Source organism: Burkholderia sp. Bp9015, from assembly GCF_003853505.1.
In the GTDB taxonomy this organism is placed as follows: Bacteria; Pseudomonadota; Gammaproteobacteria; order Burkholderiales; family Burkholderiaceae; genus Burkholderia.
In genome coordinates this window covers 482,213-498,813 of record NZ_QTPZ01000001.1, presented here as the reverse complement: position 1 = coordinate 498,813, position 16,601 = coordinate 482,213, and the positions used below count along the sequence as shown (strand labels likewise).

Below are 16,601 nucleotides of genomic sequence, written 5' to 3'. Positions count from 1 at the left end.
GCTTCGGTGCGCCGAGCGTGAAGGCGAACCGGGCGCACCAGGCACGAAGGCGGACGCCGGCCATCGCCGGCGGAGCCGGGCGGCGGCGTCATCGCCCGTTCTGCCGACGATGAAGCCGTGCGCCGTACCCGCCGATCGCGCGTCAGTCGAGCAGCGTCAGGATTTCGTCGTACAGCGCCTGCGGAATCCGCACGCCGTGCGCGATGCTGCGCGCGCGGGCATCGAAGCGCCGTTGCGACGGCAGCCGCGCGCCTTGCCCGGTGATCGACGCGAACATCCGCTCTCCGCGCGCGAGGCCCGCGTCGAGCTCGTCGCCGAGGAACACCTTCGGGTCGAACGCGATCACGAGTTCGCCGTGGCACGGCGTCGCGCCGACGCCTTCGTCGAAATCCATCGACTCCTGGCTCGTCATGTCGCCGATCAGCGCGCCGCCGAGCAGTTCGACCATCGCCGCGAGCGCCGAACCCTTGTGCCCGCCGAAGGTGCGCATCGCACCCTGCAGCGCGGCCTTCGGGTCGGTGGTCGGCTGGCCATCGGCGTCGATCGCCCAGTGCGGCGGGATCGCCTTCCCCTGTTTCGCATGCAGCTCGATGTCGCCGCGCGCGATCGCGCTGGTCGCGAAATCGAACACGAACGGCACGCCGTCCGGGCGCGGCCACGCGAATGCGATCGGGTTGGTGCCGAACACCGGTTCGCGGCCGCCTTCCGGCGCGACCCAGCTGTGGCTCGGGTTCATCGCGATGCCGGCCAGCCCCTCGGCGGCGATCGCCTCGACCTCGGGCCACAGCGCCGAGAAGTGGTAGCAGCGGTTGATCGTCATCGCGGCGATCCCGTGCTGCTTCGCCATCTCGACGAGCACCGGCAGGCCGGTCTCGAAGCTCAGCAACGAGAAGCCGCGATGCGCGTCGACCGAGACGATCGACGACGACAGCCGGCGCAGCGTCGGCACCGCCTGCGGATCGACCTTGCCTTTCTTCAGCGAGCGCACGCACACGAGCAGCCGGTACACGCCGTGCGAGTGGCACTCGTCGCGCTGGCCCTGCGTGATCACGCTGGCGATCGCCTGCGCGTGCGCAGCGGACATCCCGTGGTGCGTCAGCACCCGTAGCGCGAGTGCGTACACCTCGTCGAGCGACAGGACGACTTCGGCGAGCGGCTCAGACATCGCGCGCTTCCCGCGGCGCGGGCACGCCGTCGATGCGTTGCGGCACGTTCAGCGGGTTGCCGTTGCGGATGGCGTCCGGCAGCAGCGCGTCCGGCACGTCCTGGTACGACACGGGGCGCAGGAACCGCTCGATCGCGCGTGCGCCGACCGACGTCGTGCGCGTGTCGGACGTGGCCGGGAACGGGCCGCCGTGCACCATCGCATGACCGACCTCGACGCCCGTGCCGAAGCCGTTGACGAGAATGCGGCCGGCCTTGCGCTCGAGCGTCGGGCGCAGCGCGGCGAACAGCGCGGCGTCGCCGTCGGCGAGATGCGCGGCGATGGTCAGCTGGCCTTCGAGCGACTTCAGCACGTGATGCAGCGTGTCGGCATCCGGGCAGCGCACGATCAGCGACGCGGGGCCGAACACTTCGTCGCGCAGTTCGGGGTGGGCGATGAACGCGTCCGCCGACGTCGCGAACAGCGCCGCGCGCGCCTGGTAGCGGCCGCCTTCCACGCCTTCCGCGAGCAACTCGACCGCGTCGTGCGCGCGCAGGGTGGCCACGCCTTGCGCATAGCTCGCGTGGATGTGCGGCGTCAGCATCGTCTGCGCGGCGGTCGCCTGCACGGCGGTGGCCGCCGCGGCTTCGAACGCGCGCAGCGCGGGGCCGTCGACCGCGAGCACGAGGCCCGGGTTCGTGCAGAACTGGCCGGCGCCGAGGGCGAGCGACGCGACGAACTGCGGCGCGATCGTGTCGTGGCGCGCGTCGAGCGCGGCCGGGAACAGCAGCACCGGGTTGATCGAGCTCATTTCCGCATAGACCGGAATCGGCTCGTGGCGCGCGGCCGCGATGTTCATCAGCGCGACGCCGCCGCGGCGCGAGCCGGTGAAACCGACGGCCTTGATGCGCGGATCGGCGACGAGCGCCTGGCCGATTTCACGCGACGCATCGAACAGCAGCGAGAACACGCCGGCCGGCAGCCCGCATTCGCGCACGGCCTGCTGGATCGCACGGCCGACGAGCTCGGACGTGCCCGGGTGCGCGGAGTGCGCCTTGACAATCACCGGGCAGCCGGCCGCGAGTGCCGATGCCGTATCGCCGCCCGCGACCGAGAACGCGAGCGGGAAGTTCGACGCGCCGAACACGGCGACCGGCCCGATCGCGACGTTGCGCAGGCGCAGGTCGACGCGCGGCAGCGGCTTGCGGTCGGGGCGGGCCGGGTCGATGCGCGCATCGACGTAGCCGCCGTCGCGCACGAGCGACGCGAACAGCGCGAGCTGGCCAACCGTGCGGCCGCGTTCGCCTTCGATGCGTGCGCGCGGCAGCCCCGTTTCGGTGACGCAGCGCTCGATCAGGTCGTCGCCGAGCGCCATGATGTTGCGGCCGATCGCGTCGAGAAACGCGGCGCGTTGCTCGGGGCCCGTTTCGCGATACGTGTCGAAGGCTTCGTCTGCGAGCGCGCAGGCCGTCTCCAGGTCGTGCAGGCTCGCGCCGCCGAACGCGGGCTCGAGCGGTTCGCCGGTCGCGGCGGCGATCGCGTGAAGGGTGCCGTTCTGTCCGGCGACGGCCGACTGGCCGATCAGGAGCTGACCTGTGAGTTGCATGGTTCTTCCTCGGAAAATGCGGGGCCGGACGTGATGCGCCCGGCCGGAGTGGAAAGGGGAAAGCGGGTGCGTCAGTCTTCGTCGTCTTCGAGCTGCAGCTTGTCGGAACGGATGCCGGTGTTGGCGCCCCAGTAGAAGATCACGAGCGCGACGGCCGCGACGACGACCGTGTCGTACGGATGCGCGAGCTGGCCCGTGCCGCCGAAGCCGCCGAAGTACGACAGCACGATCATGGCCGCGTAGAACGCGATCAGCCACGCGGACGAGCGCACCTGTTCGGCGATGCTCAGGTGCGCCGTCGGCACCCAGCGGCGGCACGCGAGATAGATCACGAACATCACGATCTGCAGGCCGAGCAGCCAGGACACCGTGCTCCAGCCCGACCAGTAGACGATCAGCGCGGCGATCACGAACGACGCGGGGCCGGTGATGCCGAACGCCACCGCGCGGAACGGCCGCGGCAGGCCGGGCGCGGTGCGGCGCAGCGCGGCGACCGACACGGGCGCGACCGCGTAGCTCAGCACGAGCGCGGCCGACACGATGTTGATCAGCGCTTCCCACGACGGGAACGGCATGGTCCAGAAGATCGCGAGGCCGAACGTGAGCCACAGGCCCGCGCGCGGGATGCCCGACGCTTCGTCGACACGCGTGAACACCTTGAAGAACGTGCCCGTCTTCGCCCAGCCGTAGACGACGCGCGGCGTCGCGTTCATGTAGATGTTGCCGCAGCCGCTCGGCGAGATCATCGCGTCGGCCACCACCATCACCGCGAGCCAGCCCACGCCGAGTGCGAGCGCGATGTCGCGGTACGGCAGCGAGAAGGCCTTGCTCACGTCGTGCCAGCCGGCGGCGAGCATGTCGGTCGGGATGCTGCCGATGAAGGCGAGCTGCAGCAGCACGTAGATCAGCGTGGACAGCAGGATCGACAGGATCAGCGCGATCGGGATCGTGCGCTGCGGATTGCGCACTTCGCTCGCGACCGACACGATCGGCGTGAGGCCGAGGTACGCGAAGATGATGCCGCCGGCCGACACGGCCATCTCGATGCCCGGCATGCCGAACGGCGCGAAGCCGTGCATGGTCAGGTTGGCGGGCTTGAAGAACGTGAACAGCACCGCGATCACCGACAGCGGCACGATGAACTTGAAGATGCTGATGATGTTGTTCGCCTTCGCGAACGTCTTCACGCTCGAATAGTTCAGGTAAAAGAACAAGCACAGCAGCGCGGCCTGCACGAGCCAGCCGAGCGTGGTCGGGTCGCTCGAGCCGGCCTTGGTGAGACCGGGAAACCACGCGGCCGCATATTGGCGCGCGGCGACCACTTCGATCGCGATCAGGCTCGAGAACGCGATCAGCGTGATGAAGCCCATCAGGTAGCCGAGCAGCGGGCCGTGCGAGAACACCGGGTAGCGGACCACGCCGCCCGCGCGCGGCAGCGCGGCGCCGAGCTCGCAGTAGACGATACCGAGCAGCAGCACCGCGAAGCCGCCGAGCAGCCACGAGAAGATGCCGGCCGGGCCGGCGATCGTCGACACGTGACTCGCGGCGAACAGCCACCCCGAACCGAAAATCGCGCCGAGGCCGATGAACGTCAGGTCGGTCAGCGACAACTGCTTCTTGAATTTGCCGTGACCGCCGTCGGCGGGCACGGAACGGGAAAGCGGGACGGACGGGTGTGTGTTGCCTTGGCCTGGCATGGGTTTGTCTCCTGGGAAATATCGGTGCAGGTGTGGCTTGCGCTGCGCTCCGACGGGGCAGCGGCGCAACACCTGCCGGCCGGCGTGCGACCGGTTCGAGCGACCGGCGCGGGCCGGGGGCCGTTCATGCGCGGCGCGGGTTGGCGCCGCAGCGAACGGCCCGCGCGAGCCATGCCGGACCGGAAGCGGCGATGCGACGGGGGATGCCGTTGCACCGCCGGGGGGGAAATCGGTCGGCGCGGTCAGCGGTTCGCCCGATTCCGATCGGCGCGGCGCGCGGCGTCGAAAGCGATGGAAGCGCCCGGTGCGAACCGGTTGCTGAGGGCGGGGAAAACTCCGGTCCGCTGGATGGCGTTTCGGCTCACTGCAATCTCCTGCTTCGTATCGGTCGACGACAGGCGTGTCGACGTGCAACCAGTATCGCCGTGCAAACACCCATCACGCTTGAGCCGGATCGCGGAGCAAAATGACGAAATCGGCATAGTGGCCGGAAGGGCCGCGAAGGGTGCTTCGCACTATGCCGATTTCGTCGCCGTCCTTATCGAAAAGCCACAAGCGGACGGACGCGCGACGGAGGAAGCTATGCTCTTTTCCCCACATCGGACGGCTCATGATGAAGCGCATCCAGATCATCGATTCGCACACGGGCGGCGAACCCACGCGGCTCGTCGTGTCCGGTTTCCCCTCGCTCGGCAACGGCACGATGGCCGAGCGCCGCGACGTGCTCGCGCGCGAGCATGATCGCTATCGCACCGCGTGCATTCTCGAGCCGCGCGGCAGCGACGTGCTGGTCGGCGCGCTGCTGTGCGAGCCCGTGTCGCCGGAGGCGGCGGCCGGCGTGATCTTCTTCAACAACAGCGGCTATCTCGGAATGTGCGGGCACGGCACGATCGGCGTCGTGCGCACGCTGCATCACATGGGCCGCATCGAGCCGGGTGTGCACCGGATCGAAACGCCGGTCGGCACCGTCGAGGCGACGCTGCACGACGACCTGTCGGTCAGCGTGCGCAACGTGCTCGCGTATCGCCATGCGAAGGCCGTCGATGTCGACGTGCCGGGCTACGGCCCCGTGAAGGGCGACATCGCGTGGGGCGGCAACTGGTTCTTCCTGATCAGCGATCACGGCCAGCGCGTGGCCGGCGACAACGTTGCGGCGCTTACCGCCTATTCGTCCGCGGTGCGCGCGGGGCTCGAGCGCGCGGGCATCACCGGCGCGAACGGCGGCGAGATCGACCATATCGAACTGTTCGCTGACGATCCCGAGCACGACAGCCGCAGCTTCGTGCTGTGCCCGGGCCACGCGTACGACCGTTCGCCGTGCGGCACCGGCACGAGCGCGAAGCTCGCGTGCCTCGCGGCCGACGGCAAGCTCGAGCCGGGCGTCGTGTGGCGGCAGGCGAGCGTGATCGGCAGCGTGTTCCAGGCGAGCTATGCGCAGGCCGACGGCGGCATCGTGCCGACGATCCGCGGCAGCGCGCACCTCAGCGCGGAAGCGACGCTGCTGATCGAGGAAGACGATCCGTTCGGCTGGGGCATCGTGTCGTGAGCGAAATCAGGACCGACGTCGTCGTGATCGGCGCCGGCATCGTCGGCGCGGCGTGTGCGCACGAACTCGCGCAGCGCGGGCTGCGCGTGCTCGTCGTCGATGACGCGAGCGGCGGCGCAACCGGCGCCGGCATGGGGCACCTCGTCGCGATGGACGACAACGCGGCGGAGCTCGCGCTGAGCCATTACTCGATCGAGCTGTGGCGCGCGCTCGCCGGCGAGATGCCGGAAGGCTGCGCGTACCGCAACTGCGGCACGCTGTGGCTCGCGGCCGATTCCAGCGAGATGGACCTCGCGCGCACCAAGCAGGCGACGCTCGCCGCACATGGCGTCGCGGGCGAACTGATCGATGCGGCGACGCTCGCGCAACTCGAGCCGATGCTGCGCGCGGGCCTCGGCGGCGCGCTGAAGATCCCCGGCGACGCGATTCTCTATGCGCCCGTCGCCGCGAGCTGGCTGCTGCAGCGCGCGCCGGGCATCACGTTGCGGCGCGAGCGCGCGGTGGCGGTCGATGGTCCGAGCGTGACGCTCGCGAGCGGTGACACGCTGCACGCGGAACGCGTGGTCGTCGCGAACGGCGTCGCCGCGCGCACGCTGTTGCCCGAGTTGCCGCTGCGCCCGAAGAAGGGGCATCTGCTGATCACCGATCGTTATCCGGGCCGGGTGTCGCATCAGCTCGTCGAACTAGGCTATGCGGCGAGCGCGCATGCGAGCGACGGCACGTCGGTCGCGTTCAACGTGCAGCCGCGGCCGACCGGCCAGCTGCTGATCGGCTCGTCGCGCCAGTTCGATACCGAGGACGCGCGCATCGAGCCGCCGGTGCTCGCGCGGATGCTGCGCCGCGCGGCCGGCTATTTGCCCGACCTGGCCGATCTGAACGGGATTCGCGCATGGACGGGTTTCCGTTCCGCGAGCCCCGACGGCCTGCCGCTGCTCGGCGAACATCCGGCGCGGCCGGGCGTATGGCTCGCGGTCGGGCACGAAGGGCTGGGCGTGACGACCGCGCCGGGCAGCGCGCGGCTCGTCGCCGCATTGATGACCGGCGAGCGGCCGCCCATCGACATCGAACCGTATTTGCCGGGACGTTTCCTGACGACGTCCCCCGTAGCTGGAGCGCTGACATGAAACGACCCCCACGCACACTTCGTTCGCCATCGACCGGAGTTGGCGCTTCAGCGCTTGCCCCGGTCCCATGCAAGGCGCCCCCCGCGGGGGCGGCCCGCCGGAGGCTCACATGATCATTCATCTGGACGGCCGCGCGCTGACGGTGGCCGACGGTGCGACCGTCGCGGCCGCCGTCGCGGCGAGCGGTGACGACACGACGCGCGTGTCGTGCACGGGTGCGGCGCGCGCGCCGTTTTGCGGTATGGGCATCTGCCAGGAGTGCAGGATGACGATCGACGGCCGCCGCCGCCTGGCCTGCCAGACGCTGTGCCGCGACGGGATGCGGGTGGAGCGCACGCGATGAGCACGGCGAAACAGGAAAGACTGAGCGTCGACGTCGCGATCGTCGGCGCGGGCCCGGCCGGGCTGTCGGCGGCGCAGGCCGCCGCACGAAGCGGTGCGACGGTCGCGATCGTCGACGACAATCCGCGCGCGGGCGGGCAGATCTGGCGCCAGGCGGCGGCCGCGATGCCGGTGCCGGCCGCGGCGGAACGCCTGGCCGTGCTGCGTCAGCCGAACGTCACGCATCTTGCGGCCACGCGCATCGTGGCCGAAACGCAGCCGGGCACGCTGCTGCTCGAGGACGACGAGCGCGGCTTCCTGCTCGAATTCCACACGCTGATCGTGTGTTGCGGTGCGCGCGAGCTGCTGCTGCCGTTCCCGGGCTGGACGCTGCCGGGCGTGACCGGCGCGGGCGGCCTGCAGGCCCTGATCAAGTACGGCCTCGACGTGCGCGGGCAGCGCACGGTGATCGCCGGCAGCGGCCCGCTGCTGCTCGCGAGCGCGGCGACGGCCCGTCAGGCCGGCGCGCAGGTGTCGCACGTGCTCGAACAGGCGGCGTGGAGCGACGTGGCCGGTTTCGGCGCGGGGCTTTGGCGCTGGCCGTCGAAACTCACGCAGGCGGCGAAGCTCGTCACGGCAGCCTACCGGCCCAATGCCTACGTCGTCGAGGCGTTCGGCGACAAGCGGCTCGAACGCGTGCGGATCCGGCAGGGCGAGCGAGAGTTCGAGGTCGACTGCGACAGGCTCGCGTGCGGCTTCGGCCTCGTGCCGAACACCGTGCTGCCGAGCCACCTCGGCTGCCGGATAGAAAACGGCGCGGTGGTGGTCGACGCGCATCAGCGCACGAGCCGCGACGGCTGTTTCGCGGCGGGCGAGTGCACGGGTGTCGGCGGCAGCGAACTGGCGATCGTCGAAGGCGAGATCGCCGGCTATGCGGCCACCGGACAGACGGCGCCGCTGGCCGCGCTGGTTGCGCGGCGTGCGCACTGGCAGGCGTTCGCGGATGCGGTGCGCGAGCGCTTCGCGATACGCGAGCCGATCCGCAAGCTCGCGCGGCCCGACACGCTGCTGTGCCGTTGCGAGGACGTGCGCTTCGACGCGGTCGCAGACGCGGCCGCGCCTGCGCCGGGCTGGACGGCCGCGAAGCTGCAGACGCGCTGCGGGATGGGCGCATGCCAGGGCCGCGTGTGCGGCGCGGCCGCGCAGGCGCTGTTCGGCTGGACGCCGCCGGTGCCGCGCACGCCGCTCGTGCCCGCGCGAGTCGGCACGCTGATGCTGGACGACATCGCGTCCTGCGACGGCGGCTGATGCGCCACGGCGCAGCGCCCGGTTCGCGCCGGGTCGCTGCGTCGCTCACTCCGCCTTCACTTTCTCCCATCCGCCCACCTGCGGCGCCGCACAGGCACGCAGGCACTCGATCGCGGCGGCCACGGCCGCGCGCTTCGCGCTGTCCGGATGCCAGTAGATCGACACCGCGCCCTGGCCCTCGAGCCGCATCGGCAGGATGCGGATCGCGTTCAATTGCTCGAAGCGCCGCGCGGCACGATGCGATGCGACGCCGAGCAGGTCGGTGTTGTTCAGCAGCGTGAGGTTCAGGATCGACGAATTCGATTCGACGCAATGCGGCGGCTGCACGCGCCCGGCGGCCGTCAGCGCGACCTGTAGCGCGTTGTGCACGGGGGTGCCGGGCGGCCAGACGATCCACGAGCAGGCCAGCACCTCGTCCCAGCCGACGGATGCCGTGCCGACGAGCGGGTGATCGGGCCGCGCGACGAACACCACCGGATCGACGTACAGCGCTTCTGCGTGAAGGTGCGGATCGACGGATGCGGACCCGGAACGGCCGACGACGATGTCCAGCTCGCCGCGCGCGAGCTGCGGCATCAGCTGGTTCATCGTGCTCTCCGCGAGCCGCACCTGCGCGCGCGGCATCCGCTTCAGCAACTGCGATACCGCGAGCGGCACCGTATCGGCGGCCGCGACGCCCGACGTGCCGATCGTGACCAGGCCGCTGCCGCCTTCGCGCAGCGCGGCCATGTCGTCGCGCGCGACGTCGAGCTGCGCCTCCACGCGGCGCGCATGCTCGATCAGCGCGTCGCCGTAGGCCGTCGGCCGCAAGCCGCGCGCATGCCGCTCGAACAGCGGCAGGCCGACATCCTCCTCGAGTTCCTTCAGCCATTTCGACAGCGCCGGCTGGGTGGTCGCGAGCGCAGCCGCCGACTGGCTCAGGTTGCCCGTGCTGGCCAGGCTCAGCAGGACCTGCAGGTGCCGCAAGCGCAGCCGGTGGGTCCAGTCCATCGCACGCTCCGTATCGGAAGGTATATCCGAATCAATATGGATTAGATGATTTCACCATTTTACCGGGTATGTCTGCGTCGAATATAAATGCGCTAACGGACTGCGGCACGCGGTCCCCGACCCGACACAGCGCCGACCGCGATCGGCCGCCCCAAGGAGACATCATGACCAGCCGACACCCGGATACGTCGCGCGCTGATTACTACGCCCGGATCGCCGAGCAGCGCCTCGCCCCGTTGTGGGAATCGCTGCACAACCTCGTGCCGAAGACGCCGCAGCCGGCCGCGCAGGCCGCGATCTGGAAGTACGCACGGGTGCGCGACCTGGTGATGCAGGCCGGCAGCGTGATCAGCGCGGAAGAAGCCGTGCGCCGCGTGCTGGTGCTGGAGAACCCGGGCCTGCCCGGCAAGTCGAGCATGACGCCGACCCTGTACGCAGGCATGCAGCTGATCCTGCCCGGCGAGATCGCGCCGAGCCACCGGCATACGCAGTCGGCGCTGCGCTTCATCGTCGAAGGCAAGGGCGCATGGACCGCGGTGAACGGCGAGCGCACGACGATGCATCCGGGCGACTTCATCATCACGCCGTCTTGGGCGTGGCACGACCACGGCAATCCGGCGGTGGAAGACGGCGGCGAGCCGGTCGTGTGGCTCGACGGGCTCGACATTCCGCTCGTCGCGAACCTCGACGCGGGTTTCGCCGAAAACCATCCGATGGCCGAGCAGCCGGTGAGCCGCGCGGAAGGCGACAGCTTCGCGCGCTTCGGCCACAACATGGCGCCGGTGCGGCATCGCGCGAGCGATCCGACGTCGCCGGTGTTCAGCTATCCGTATGCGCGCACCCGCGACGCGCTCGACGCGCTGTACCGCAACGGCGAACTCGACGCGTGGGACGGCGTGAAGCTGCGCTACGTGAACCCCGCGACGGGCGGCTGGCCGATGCCGACGATCGCGACCTTCATGCAGTTCCTGCCGGCCGGCTTCGACGGCCGCACGTATCGCAGCACCGACGCGACGATCTACTGCGTCGTCGAAGGCAGCGGCACCGCGCACATCGGCGGCGACGCGTTCGCGTTCGAGCCGCACGACATCTTCGTCGCGCCGTCGTGGGCGCCGGTGCGGCTGTCTGCGTCGTCCGACAGCGTGCTGTTCAGCTATTCCGACCGGCCGGTGCTGTCCGCGCTGAACCTGCTGCGCGAAGCGCGCGACTGACGCCCGTTTTCCCCGCTTCGTTGCGTGCGTCGCCGACGCGGCGCGCGTTCCTTCCTTCATGCCTACGCTGGAGCCGTTCATGACTTATGTTTTCCCGCCCGAAGCGCCGGTGGCGCTTCCCGTCGCCGGCAGCGACGCCCGCTTCGCGGTGCGCCGCGTGTACTGCGTCGGCCGCAACTACGCGGCGCATGCGCGCGAAATGGGCTTCGATCCCGATCGCGAACCGCCGTTCTTCTTCTGCAAGCCGGCCGATTCGGTCGTGCCGGTCGCCTACGGCGAAACGCTCGATCTCGCGTATCCGTCGCAGACGCAGAACTATCACTACGAAGCCGAGCTCGTCGCGGTGATCGGCAAGGGCGGCGCCGACATTCCGCTCGAGCGTGCGCTCGAGCACGTGTGGGGTTATGCGGTCGGCCTCGACATGACGCGCCGCGACCTGCAGATGAAGATGCGCGAGATGGGCCGGCCGTGGGAAATCGGCAAGGCGTTCGACCGTTCCGCGCCGATCGGCCCCGTGCATCCGGCGAGCGAGGTCGGTCATTTCGAGCAGGCCGGCCTGTGGCTGACGGTCAACGGCGCGACGAAGCAGAAGAGCGACGTGTCGCACCTGATCTGGTCGGTCGCGGAAACGGTCGCCGACCTGTCGAAATTCTTCCGCCTCGAACCGGGCGACGTGATCTTCACCGGCACGCCGGAAGGCGTCGGCGCGGTGGTCAAGGGCGACGTGATGCAGGTCGGCGTCGAGCGGCTCGGCGAACTGGCCGTGCACGTGGTCTGACGCGCGCCTCGCTTTCCTCGAAAGGTCACATCGTGCAACTGCATAGCTTCTTCAACAGTTCGACGTCCTATCGGGTGCGCATCGCGCTCGCGCTGAAAGGACTGTCGTACGACACGCTGCCCGTGAACATCCGCACGGGCGAGCACCGCGAGGCCGGCTACGTCGCGCAGGTGAATCCGTCGGCGTCGGTGCCGGCGCTCGTCGACGGCGATTTCCGTCTCGGCCAGTCGCTCGCGATCATCGACTACCTCGACCGGATTCGTCCGGCGCCGCGGCTGATTCCGCTCGAACCGCGGCAGCGCGCACGCGTGCTGGAACTCGCGACGCTGATCGCATGCGACATCCACCCGGTCAACAACCTGCGGGTGCTGCGCTACCTCGACAGCGAACTGCAGGTCACGCCGCAGCAGAAGAGCGCGTGGTACCGGCACTGGGTCGCGGAAGGGATGGCCGGCGTCGAGCGTCTGCTCGCGCGTGCGGACACGGGTCCGTGGTGTTTCGGCGAGGCGCCGACACTCGCCGACGTATGCCTCGTGCCGCAGGTCGCGAACGCGCTGCGGATGGATTGCGACCTGAGCGCGTATCCGCGCAGCCTGGCGATTCACGAACACGCGCGGCGCGAGCCGGCATTCGACGCAGCGCAGCCGCAGCGGCAACCGGACTACATCGCGTAACACGAAGCAGGAGACAGACATGGGCGAGACACACAACACAGGCCGACGCGTACTCGTGATCGGCGGCGGCATCGGCGGGCTCGCGACGGCGCTGGCGCTCGCGCGCCAGGGCATTCGCGTGACGCTGCTCGAGCAGGCCGCGCAAATCGGCGAGATCGGCGCGGGCATCCAGCTCGCCGCGAACGCGTTCAACGCGCTCGACGCGCTGGGCGTCGGCGAGGCCGCGCGCGGCCGGGCGGTGTTTACCGACCGGCTGCAACTGATGGATGCGGTCGATGCGCGGGAAGTCGCGTGCGTCGACACGGGCGCCGCGTATCGCGAACGCTTCGGTAACCCGTATGCGGTGATCCATCGCGCGGACATCCACCTGTCGATCTACGAGGCGGTCAAGGATCATCCGCTGATCGAGTTCCGGACCAGCACGCAGGTGTGCGGGTTCGAGCAGGATGACCACGGCGTGACCGTGATCGATCAGCACGGCGAGCGTTATCGCGCCGATGCGGTGATCGGCTGCGACGGCGTGAAGTCCGCGATCCGTCACGCGTTGATCGGCGACGCGCATCGCGTGACGGGGCACGTCGTGTATCGCGCGGTCGTCGACGTCGACAACATGCCGAAGGATCTGCAGATCAATGCGCCGGTCGTCTGGGCCGGCCCGCATTGCCATCTCGTCCACTATCCGCTGCGCGGCGGCCGGCAGTACAACCTCGTCGTCACGTTCCACAGCCGCGAGCAGGAAACCTGGGGCGTGCGCGACGGCAGCAAGGAGGAAGTGCTGTCGTACTTCGACGGCATCCATCCGCTGCCGAAGCAGATGCTCGACCGGCCGACGTCGTGGAAGCGCTGGGCGACCGCCGACCGCGACCCGGTCGAGCGCTGGAGTGCGGGCCGCGCGACGGTGCTCGGCGACGCTGCCCATCCGATGACGCAATACCTCGCGCAGGGCGCGTGCCAGGCGCTCGAGGATGCGGTGACGCTCGGCGCGGCCGTCGCGCAGACCGACGGCGACTTCGAGGCCGCGTTTGCGCTGTACGAGCGCGTGCGGATTCCGCGCACCGCACGCGTGCTGTATTCGGCGCGCGAGATGGGGCGGATCTATCACGCGAAGGGCGTCGAGCGGCAGGTGCGCAACGCGCTGTGGGTCGGACGCACGCAGGCGCAGTTCTACGACGCGCTCGACTGGCTGCACGGCTGGCGCGCGGAGAACTGCCTGAAGTCCGTTGCCTGACGCCTTTCGGTTTGCATCCGGCGGCGCGCATTTCAACGACATCGCGCGCGACCGCCTTCATGGAGGAGACATCATCATGGCCGATACGCTGTCCATCGACGTCAGCGAATGGATCGACCGACATCGCGTTGCGCCGTTTCAGGCCGCGATCGTCGTGTTGTGCTTCCTGATCGTCGCGATCGACGGTTTCGACACGGCATCGATCGGGTTCATCGCCCCCGTCATTCGTGCGGAATGGGGCCTGTCGCCCGCGCAGCTCGCGCCGGTGTTCGGCGCCGGGCTCGCCGGGCTGATGGCCGGCGCGCTCGTGTTCGGGCCGTTCGGCGACCGGTTCGGCCGCAAGCGCCTGCTGCTCGCCTGTGTCGCGTGTTTCGGCATCGCGAGTGCGGCGTCGGCGAGCGCGGGCGGTTTGACCGAACTGATCGCGTGGCGCTTCGTGACGGGCCTCGGGCTCGGCGGCGCGATGCCGAACGCGATCACGCTGACGTCCGAGTATTGCCCCGCGCGGCGGCGCTCGCTGCTCGTGACGACGATGTTCTGCGGCTTCACGATCGGCTCCGCGCTCGGCGGACTCGCGGCCGCGTCGCTGATCGAACGCGACGGCTGGCGCGCGGTGCTCGTCGTCGGCGGTGCCGCGCCGCTGCTGCTTCTGCCGGTGCTCGCATGGCGCTTGCCCGAATCGGTGCGCTACCTCGTCAACACCGGCGCGGCGCGTGAACGGATCGCGGCGATGCTCGCACGCATCGCACCGGACCCGCATCTCGCGCACGCGTCGTTCATCGCACCGCGCGGCAAGCCGGCCGCTTCGCCGCTCGGCCGCCTGTTCGGCGCCGACCTGCTGCGCGGCACGCTGCTGCTGTGGCTCACGTTCTTCATGAGCCTGCTCGTCATCTACCTGTTGTCGAGCTGGCTGCCGACGCTGTTGCGCACGACCGGCGCGACGTTGCAGACGGCCGCGCGCGTGACCGCGATGTTCCAGGTCGGCGGCACGCTCGGCGCGATCGTGCTCGGCGGGCTGATGGACCGCTTCGATCCGCATCGCGTGTTGGCATGCAGCTATGCGGCGGCCGGCGTGTTCGTCGCGGCGATCGGCGTGCTGGCCGCGTCGCCGGCGGGCGCCGCGCTGGTCGTGTTCGCCGCGGGCTTTTGCGTGTCGGGCTCGCAGGTCGGCGCGAACGCGCTGTCGGCCGCGTTCTACCCGACCGAGTGCCGGACCACGGGCGTGAGCTGGGCGAACGGAATCGGCCGCGGCGGGTCGGTCGTCGGTTCGATGGCGGGCGGGGCGATGCTCGCGATGGGGCTGCCGTTGCCGATCGCCTTCGCATTCGTCGCGGTGCCGTGCGTGATCGCCGGGATCGCGGTGCTGGTGCTGGGCGCGGTACGGGCCGGCGAGAAGCGCGCGGCGGCAGCCGATGCGCTTGCCGGCGAGCAGGCGTAGCGGAGGCAGGGGTGGGCGTCGCAGACGGCGCTTTCCTTTTTCTTCCGATGGCGCCGACCGAAAGTACGAATCAACGATATATAAATATATATAATATTGATTCGTTAATCGAATGCGATCGCTCTCATGAACGCCGACCCTTCCACCGGGCTGCCCGAGCCCGATCAGATGCGCGCCGCCGCCGAATCGGCGTGCGCGCTGCTCAAGGTGCTGTCCAATCCCGACCGGTTGCTGCTGCTGTGCGAACTGTCGCAGGGCGAACGCTGCGTGAGCGATCTCGAGGCGCGGCTGGATATTCGCCAGCCGACACTGTCGCAGCAGCTGGGTGTGTTGCGGGACAACGCGCTCGTCCGCACGCGCCGCGAAGGCAAGAACATCCACTACTCGCTCGACAGCCTGGCTGCGATCGCGGTGATGGGCGTGCTGTACGAACAGTTCTGCGGCCCGGCCGCGAAGGGGACGCGCGATGCAGCTTGATGCGCTTCATTTCACGCCGTGGCTGTCGCTTGCCGGCGGCGTGCTGATCGGGCTTGCGGCCGCGTGGCTCATGGCGTTCAACGGGCGGATCGCCGGAATCAGCGGTATCGTCGGCAGCCTGTTTACGGCCGGTGCGGCGGAGCGCGGCTGGCGTGCCGCGTTCGTCGCCGGGCTGATCGCCGCGCCGCTGCTGATGCGTGTCGCCGGTGCCGCCGTGACGCCGCAGGTCGATGCAGGCTGGGGCGAGTTGCTGGCGGCCGGCCTGCTGGTCGGGATCGGCACGCGCTATGCGGGCGGATGCACGAGCGGTCACGGCGTCTGCGGGCTGTCGCGCGGCGCGACGCGCTCGATCGTCGCGACGGCGGTCTTCATGGTCGCGGGCTTCGCGACCGTATTCGTGCAACGGCACGTGCTCGGGGGCTGACATGCAGGCAGGATTCGCGTTTCTGGCGGGGCTGATGTTCGGCGTCGGCCTCATCGTGTCGGGGATGGCCAACCCGCAGAAGGTGCTCGGTTTTCTCGACCTGGCCGGCCGCTGGGATCCGTCGCTCGCATTCGTGATGGCCGGCGCGATCGGCGTCGCCGTGTTCGCGTTCGCATGGGCGAAGCACCGGTCGCGGTCGTTGCTCGGCCTGCCGATCCAGTGGCCGGCCGTGCGGACGATTACCGTGCGCCTCGTCGCCGGCAGCGCCGTGTTCGGCATCGGCTGGGGGCTTGCCGGGTTCTGCCCGGGGCCGGCGATCGTGTCGATCGGGCTCGGGTCGGTGAAGGGCATCGCGTTCGTCGGCGCGATGCTGGCCGGGATGGCATTGTTCGAATGGATCGAGCGCGCGCGGAAGGTGCGGTAGCAACGCGCGGCTGCTGCGGCCGAGGTTGTCGGCGTGGCCGAAGCGGCCCGGCCCGGCGAGGGCGACGGACGGGCTCGAATTCGTCGCCGGGGGAGCGACACGGTGATCGTGCGGCGACAACGGCGACGGTGTGTAGGCGTCGCGCGGCCGGGCTCGAATTCGTCGCCGGATGGAGCGACACGGTGATCGCGTGGCGACACCGGCGACGGTG

Annotated in this window: 16 protein-coding genes; 12 read left to right on the top strand and 4 right to left on the bottom strand. The window is 69.9% G+C overall.

Annotated elements, in window-relative coordinates:
* Positions 1-142: 142 nt before the first annotated feature.
* The 3 genes from DIE12_RS02180 to DIE12_RS02170 form a co-directional block, all read right to left on the bottom strand.
* The gene (locus tag DIE12_RS02180; protein WP_124519674.1) at positions 143-1,165 is read right to left on the bottom strand and encodes an Ldh family oxidoreductase; all 1,023 of its coding nucleotides are present in this window, start codon (positions 1,163-1,165) and stop codon (positions 143-145) included.
* Complete coding sequence (locus DIE12_RS02175) at positions 1,158-2,750, bottom strand: aldehyde dehydrogenase (NADP(+)) (RefSeq protein ID WP_124519673.1); 1,593 nt, start codon at positions 2,748-2,750, stop codon at positions 1,158-1,160. Before DIE12_RS02175 ends, DIE12_RS02180 begins: the two co-directional genes overlap by 8 nt.
* A gap of 71 nt (positions 2,751-2,821) precedes the next feature.
* Positions 2,822-4,447 (bottom strand): APC family permease, encoded by a 1,626-nt coding sequence (locus DIE12_RS02170; RefSeq protein WP_044842883.1) that lies wholly within the window; start codon positions 4,445-4,447, stop codon positions 2,822-2,824.
* Between the two features lie 613 nt (positions 4,448-5,060).
* On the opposite strand from DIE12_RS02170, the gene DIE12_RS02165 reads away from it, so the two are divergent.
* From DIE12_RS02165 to DIE12_RS02150, 4 genes are all read left to right on the top strand, one after another.
* The gene (locus DIE12_RS02165; RefSeq protein ID WP_124485087.1) at positions 5,061-5,993 is read left to right on the top strand and encodes a 4-hydroxyproline epimerase; all 933 of its coding nucleotides are present in this window, start codon (positions 5,061-5,063) and stop codon (positions 5,991-5,993) included.
* Entirely contained in the window at positions 5,990-7,117 is a 1,128-nt protein-coding gene (locus DIE12_RS02160; protein ID WP_124519672.1) for an FAD-binding oxidoreductase, read from the top strand. Before DIE12_RS02165 ends, DIE12_RS02160 begins: the two co-directional genes overlap by 4 nt.
* A gap of 109 nt (positions 7,118-7,226) precedes the next feature.
* Positions 7,227-7,460 carry a 2Fe-2S iron-sulfur cluster-binding protein gene (locus DIE12_RS02155; protein ID WP_011658575.1) on the top strand — a complete coding sequence of 78 codons (234 nt, stop codon included), beginning with the start codon at positions 7,227-7,229 and terminating at the stop codon, positions 7,458-7,460.
* On the top strand, positions 7,457-8,746 hold the full coding sequence (locus tag DIE12_RS02150; RefSeq protein ID WP_124519671.1) for an FAD/NAD(P)-binding oxidoreductase: 1,290 nt from the start codon (positions 7,457-7,459) through the stop codon (positions 8,744-8,746). Before DIE12_RS02155 ends, DIE12_RS02150 begins: the two co-directional genes overlap by 4 nt.
* Positions 8,747-8,791: 45 nt before the next feature.
* Here the strand turns inward: DIE12_RS02150 and DIE12_RS02145 are convergent, their stop codons facing one another.
* Positions 8,792-9,736: a LysR family transcriptional regulator gene (locus DIE12_RS02145; RefSeq protein WP_124485020.1), complete on the bottom strand. Its 945-nt coding sequence runs from the start codon at positions 9,734-9,736 to the stop codon at positions 8,792-8,794.
* A 164-nt stretch (positions 9,737-9,900) separates the two neighbouring features.
* On the opposite strand from DIE12_RS02145, the gene gtdA reads away from it, so the two are divergent.
* The 8 genes from gtdA (at position 9,901) to DIE12_RS02105 (ending at position 16,390) form a co-directional block, all read left to right on the top strand.
* Entirely contained in the window at positions 9,901-10,947 is a 1,047-nt protein-coding gene (gene gtdA / locus DIE12_RS02140) for a gentisate 1,2-dioxygenase (RefSeq protein WP_124519670.1), read from the top strand.
* 79 nt (positions 10,948-11,026) lie between these two features.
* On the top strand, positions 11,027-11,725 hold the full coding sequence (locus DIE12_RS02135; protein WP_124485018.1) for a fumarylacetoacetate hydrolase family protein: 699 nt from the start codon (positions 11,027-11,029) through the stop codon (positions 11,723-11,725).
* A gap of 32 nt (positions 11,726-11,757) precedes the next feature.
* The gene (gene maiA / locus DIE12_RS02130) at positions 11,758-12,399 is read left to right on the top strand and encodes a maleylacetoacetate isomerase (RefSeq protein WP_124519669.1); all 642 of its coding nucleotides are present in this window, start codon (positions 11,758-11,760) and stop codon (positions 12,397-12,399) included.
* Between the two features lie 19 nt (positions 12,400-12,418).
* Positions 12,419-13,627 (top strand): 3-hydroxybenzoate 6-monooxygenase, encoded by a 1,209-nt coding sequence (locus DIE12_RS02125; RefSeq protein WP_124519668.1) that lies wholly within the window; start codon positions 12,419-12,421, stop codon positions 13,625-13,627.
* 76 nt (positions 13,628-13,703) lie between these two features.
* Positions 13,704-15,065, top strand: a complete 1,362-nt coding sequence (locus DIE12_RS02120) for an aromatic acid/H+ symport family MFS transporter (RefSeq protein WP_124519667.1) — start codon at positions 13,704-13,706, stop codon at positions 15,063-15,065.
* Between the two features lie 126 nt (positions 15,066-15,191).
* The gene (locus DIE12_RS02115; protein WP_124519666.1) at positions 15,192-15,542 is read left to right on the top strand and encodes a helix-turn-helix transcriptional regulator; all 351 of its coding nucleotides are present in this window, start codon (positions 15,192-15,194) and stop codon (positions 15,540-15,542) included.
* Positions 15,532-15,966 carry a YeeE/YedE family protein gene (locus DIE12_RS02110; protein WP_044842894.1) on the top strand — a complete coding sequence of 145 codons (435 nt, stop codon included), beginning with the start codon at positions 15,532-15,534 and terminating at the stop codon, positions 15,964-15,966. Before DIE12_RS02115 ends, DIE12_RS02110 begins: the two co-directional genes overlap by 11 nt.
* A gap of 1 nt (position 15,967) precedes the next feature.
* Entirely contained in the window at positions 15,968-16,390 is a 423-nt protein-coding gene (locus DIE12_RS02105; RefSeq protein ID WP_124485013.1) for a DUF6691 family protein, read from the top strand.
* The last annotated feature ends 211 nt before the right edge of the window (positions 16,391-16,601 follow it).

Excerpts from the sequence above, each read along its gene's own strand:
- DIE12_RS02180 (WP_124519674.1), bottom strand. The coding sequence starts at position 1,165 with ATGTCTGAGCCGCTCGCCGAAGTCGTCCTGTCGCTCGACGAGGTGTAC.
- DIE12_RS02175 (WP_124519673.1), bottom strand. The coding sequence starts at position 2,750 with ATGCAACTCACAGGTCAGCTCCTGATCGGCCAGTCGGCCGTCGCCGGA.
- DIE12_RS02170 (WP_044842883.1), bottom strand. The coding sequence starts at position 4,447 with ATGCCAGGCCAAGGCAACACACACCCGTCCGTCCCGCTTTCCCGTTCC.
- DIE12_RS02165 (WP_124485087.1), top strand. The coding sequence starts at position 5,061 with ATGAAGCGCATCCAGATCATCGATTCGCACACGGGCGGCGAACCCACG.
- DIE12_RS02155 (WP_011658575.1), top strand. The coding sequence starts at position 7,227 with ATGATCATTCATCTGGACGGCCGCGCGCTGACGGTGGCCGACGGTGCG.
- DIE12_RS02150 (WP_124519671.1), top strand. The coding sequence starts at position 7,457 with ATGAGCACGGCGAAACAGGAAAGACTGAGCGTCGACGTCGCGATCGTC.
- DIE12_RS02145 (WP_124485020.1), bottom strand. The coding sequence starts at position 9,736 with ATGGACTGGACCCACCGGCTGCGCTTGCGGCACCTGCAGGTCCTGCTG.
- gtdA (WP_124519670.1), top strand. The coding sequence starts at position 9,901 with ATGACCAGCCGACACCCGGATACGTCGCGCGCTGATTACTACGCCCGG.
- DIE12_RS02135 (WP_124485018.1), top strand. The coding sequence starts at position 11,027 with ATGACTTATGTTTTCCCGCCCGAAGCGCCGGTGGCGCTTCCCGTCGCC.
- DIE12_RS02125 (WP_124519668.1), top strand. The coding sequence starts at position 12,419 with ATGGGCGAGACACACAACACAGGCCGACGCGTACTCGTGATCGGCGGC.
- DIE12_RS02120 (WP_124519667.1), top strand. The coding sequence starts at position 13,704 with ATGGCCGATACGCTGTCCATCGACGTCAGCGAATGGATCGACCGACAT.
- DIE12_RS02115 (WP_124519666.1), top strand. The coding sequence starts at position 15,192 with ATGAACGCCGACCCTTCCACCGGGCTGCCCGAGCCCGATCAGATGCGC.
- DIE12_RS02110 (WP_044842894.1), top strand. The coding sequence starts at position 15,532 with ATGCAGCTTGATGCGCTTCATTTCACGCCGTGGCTGTCGCTTGCCGGC.
- DIE12_RS02105 (WP_124485013.1), top strand. The coding sequence starts at position 15,968 with ATGCAGGCAGGATTCGCGTTTCTGGCGGGGCTGATGTTCGGCGTCGGC.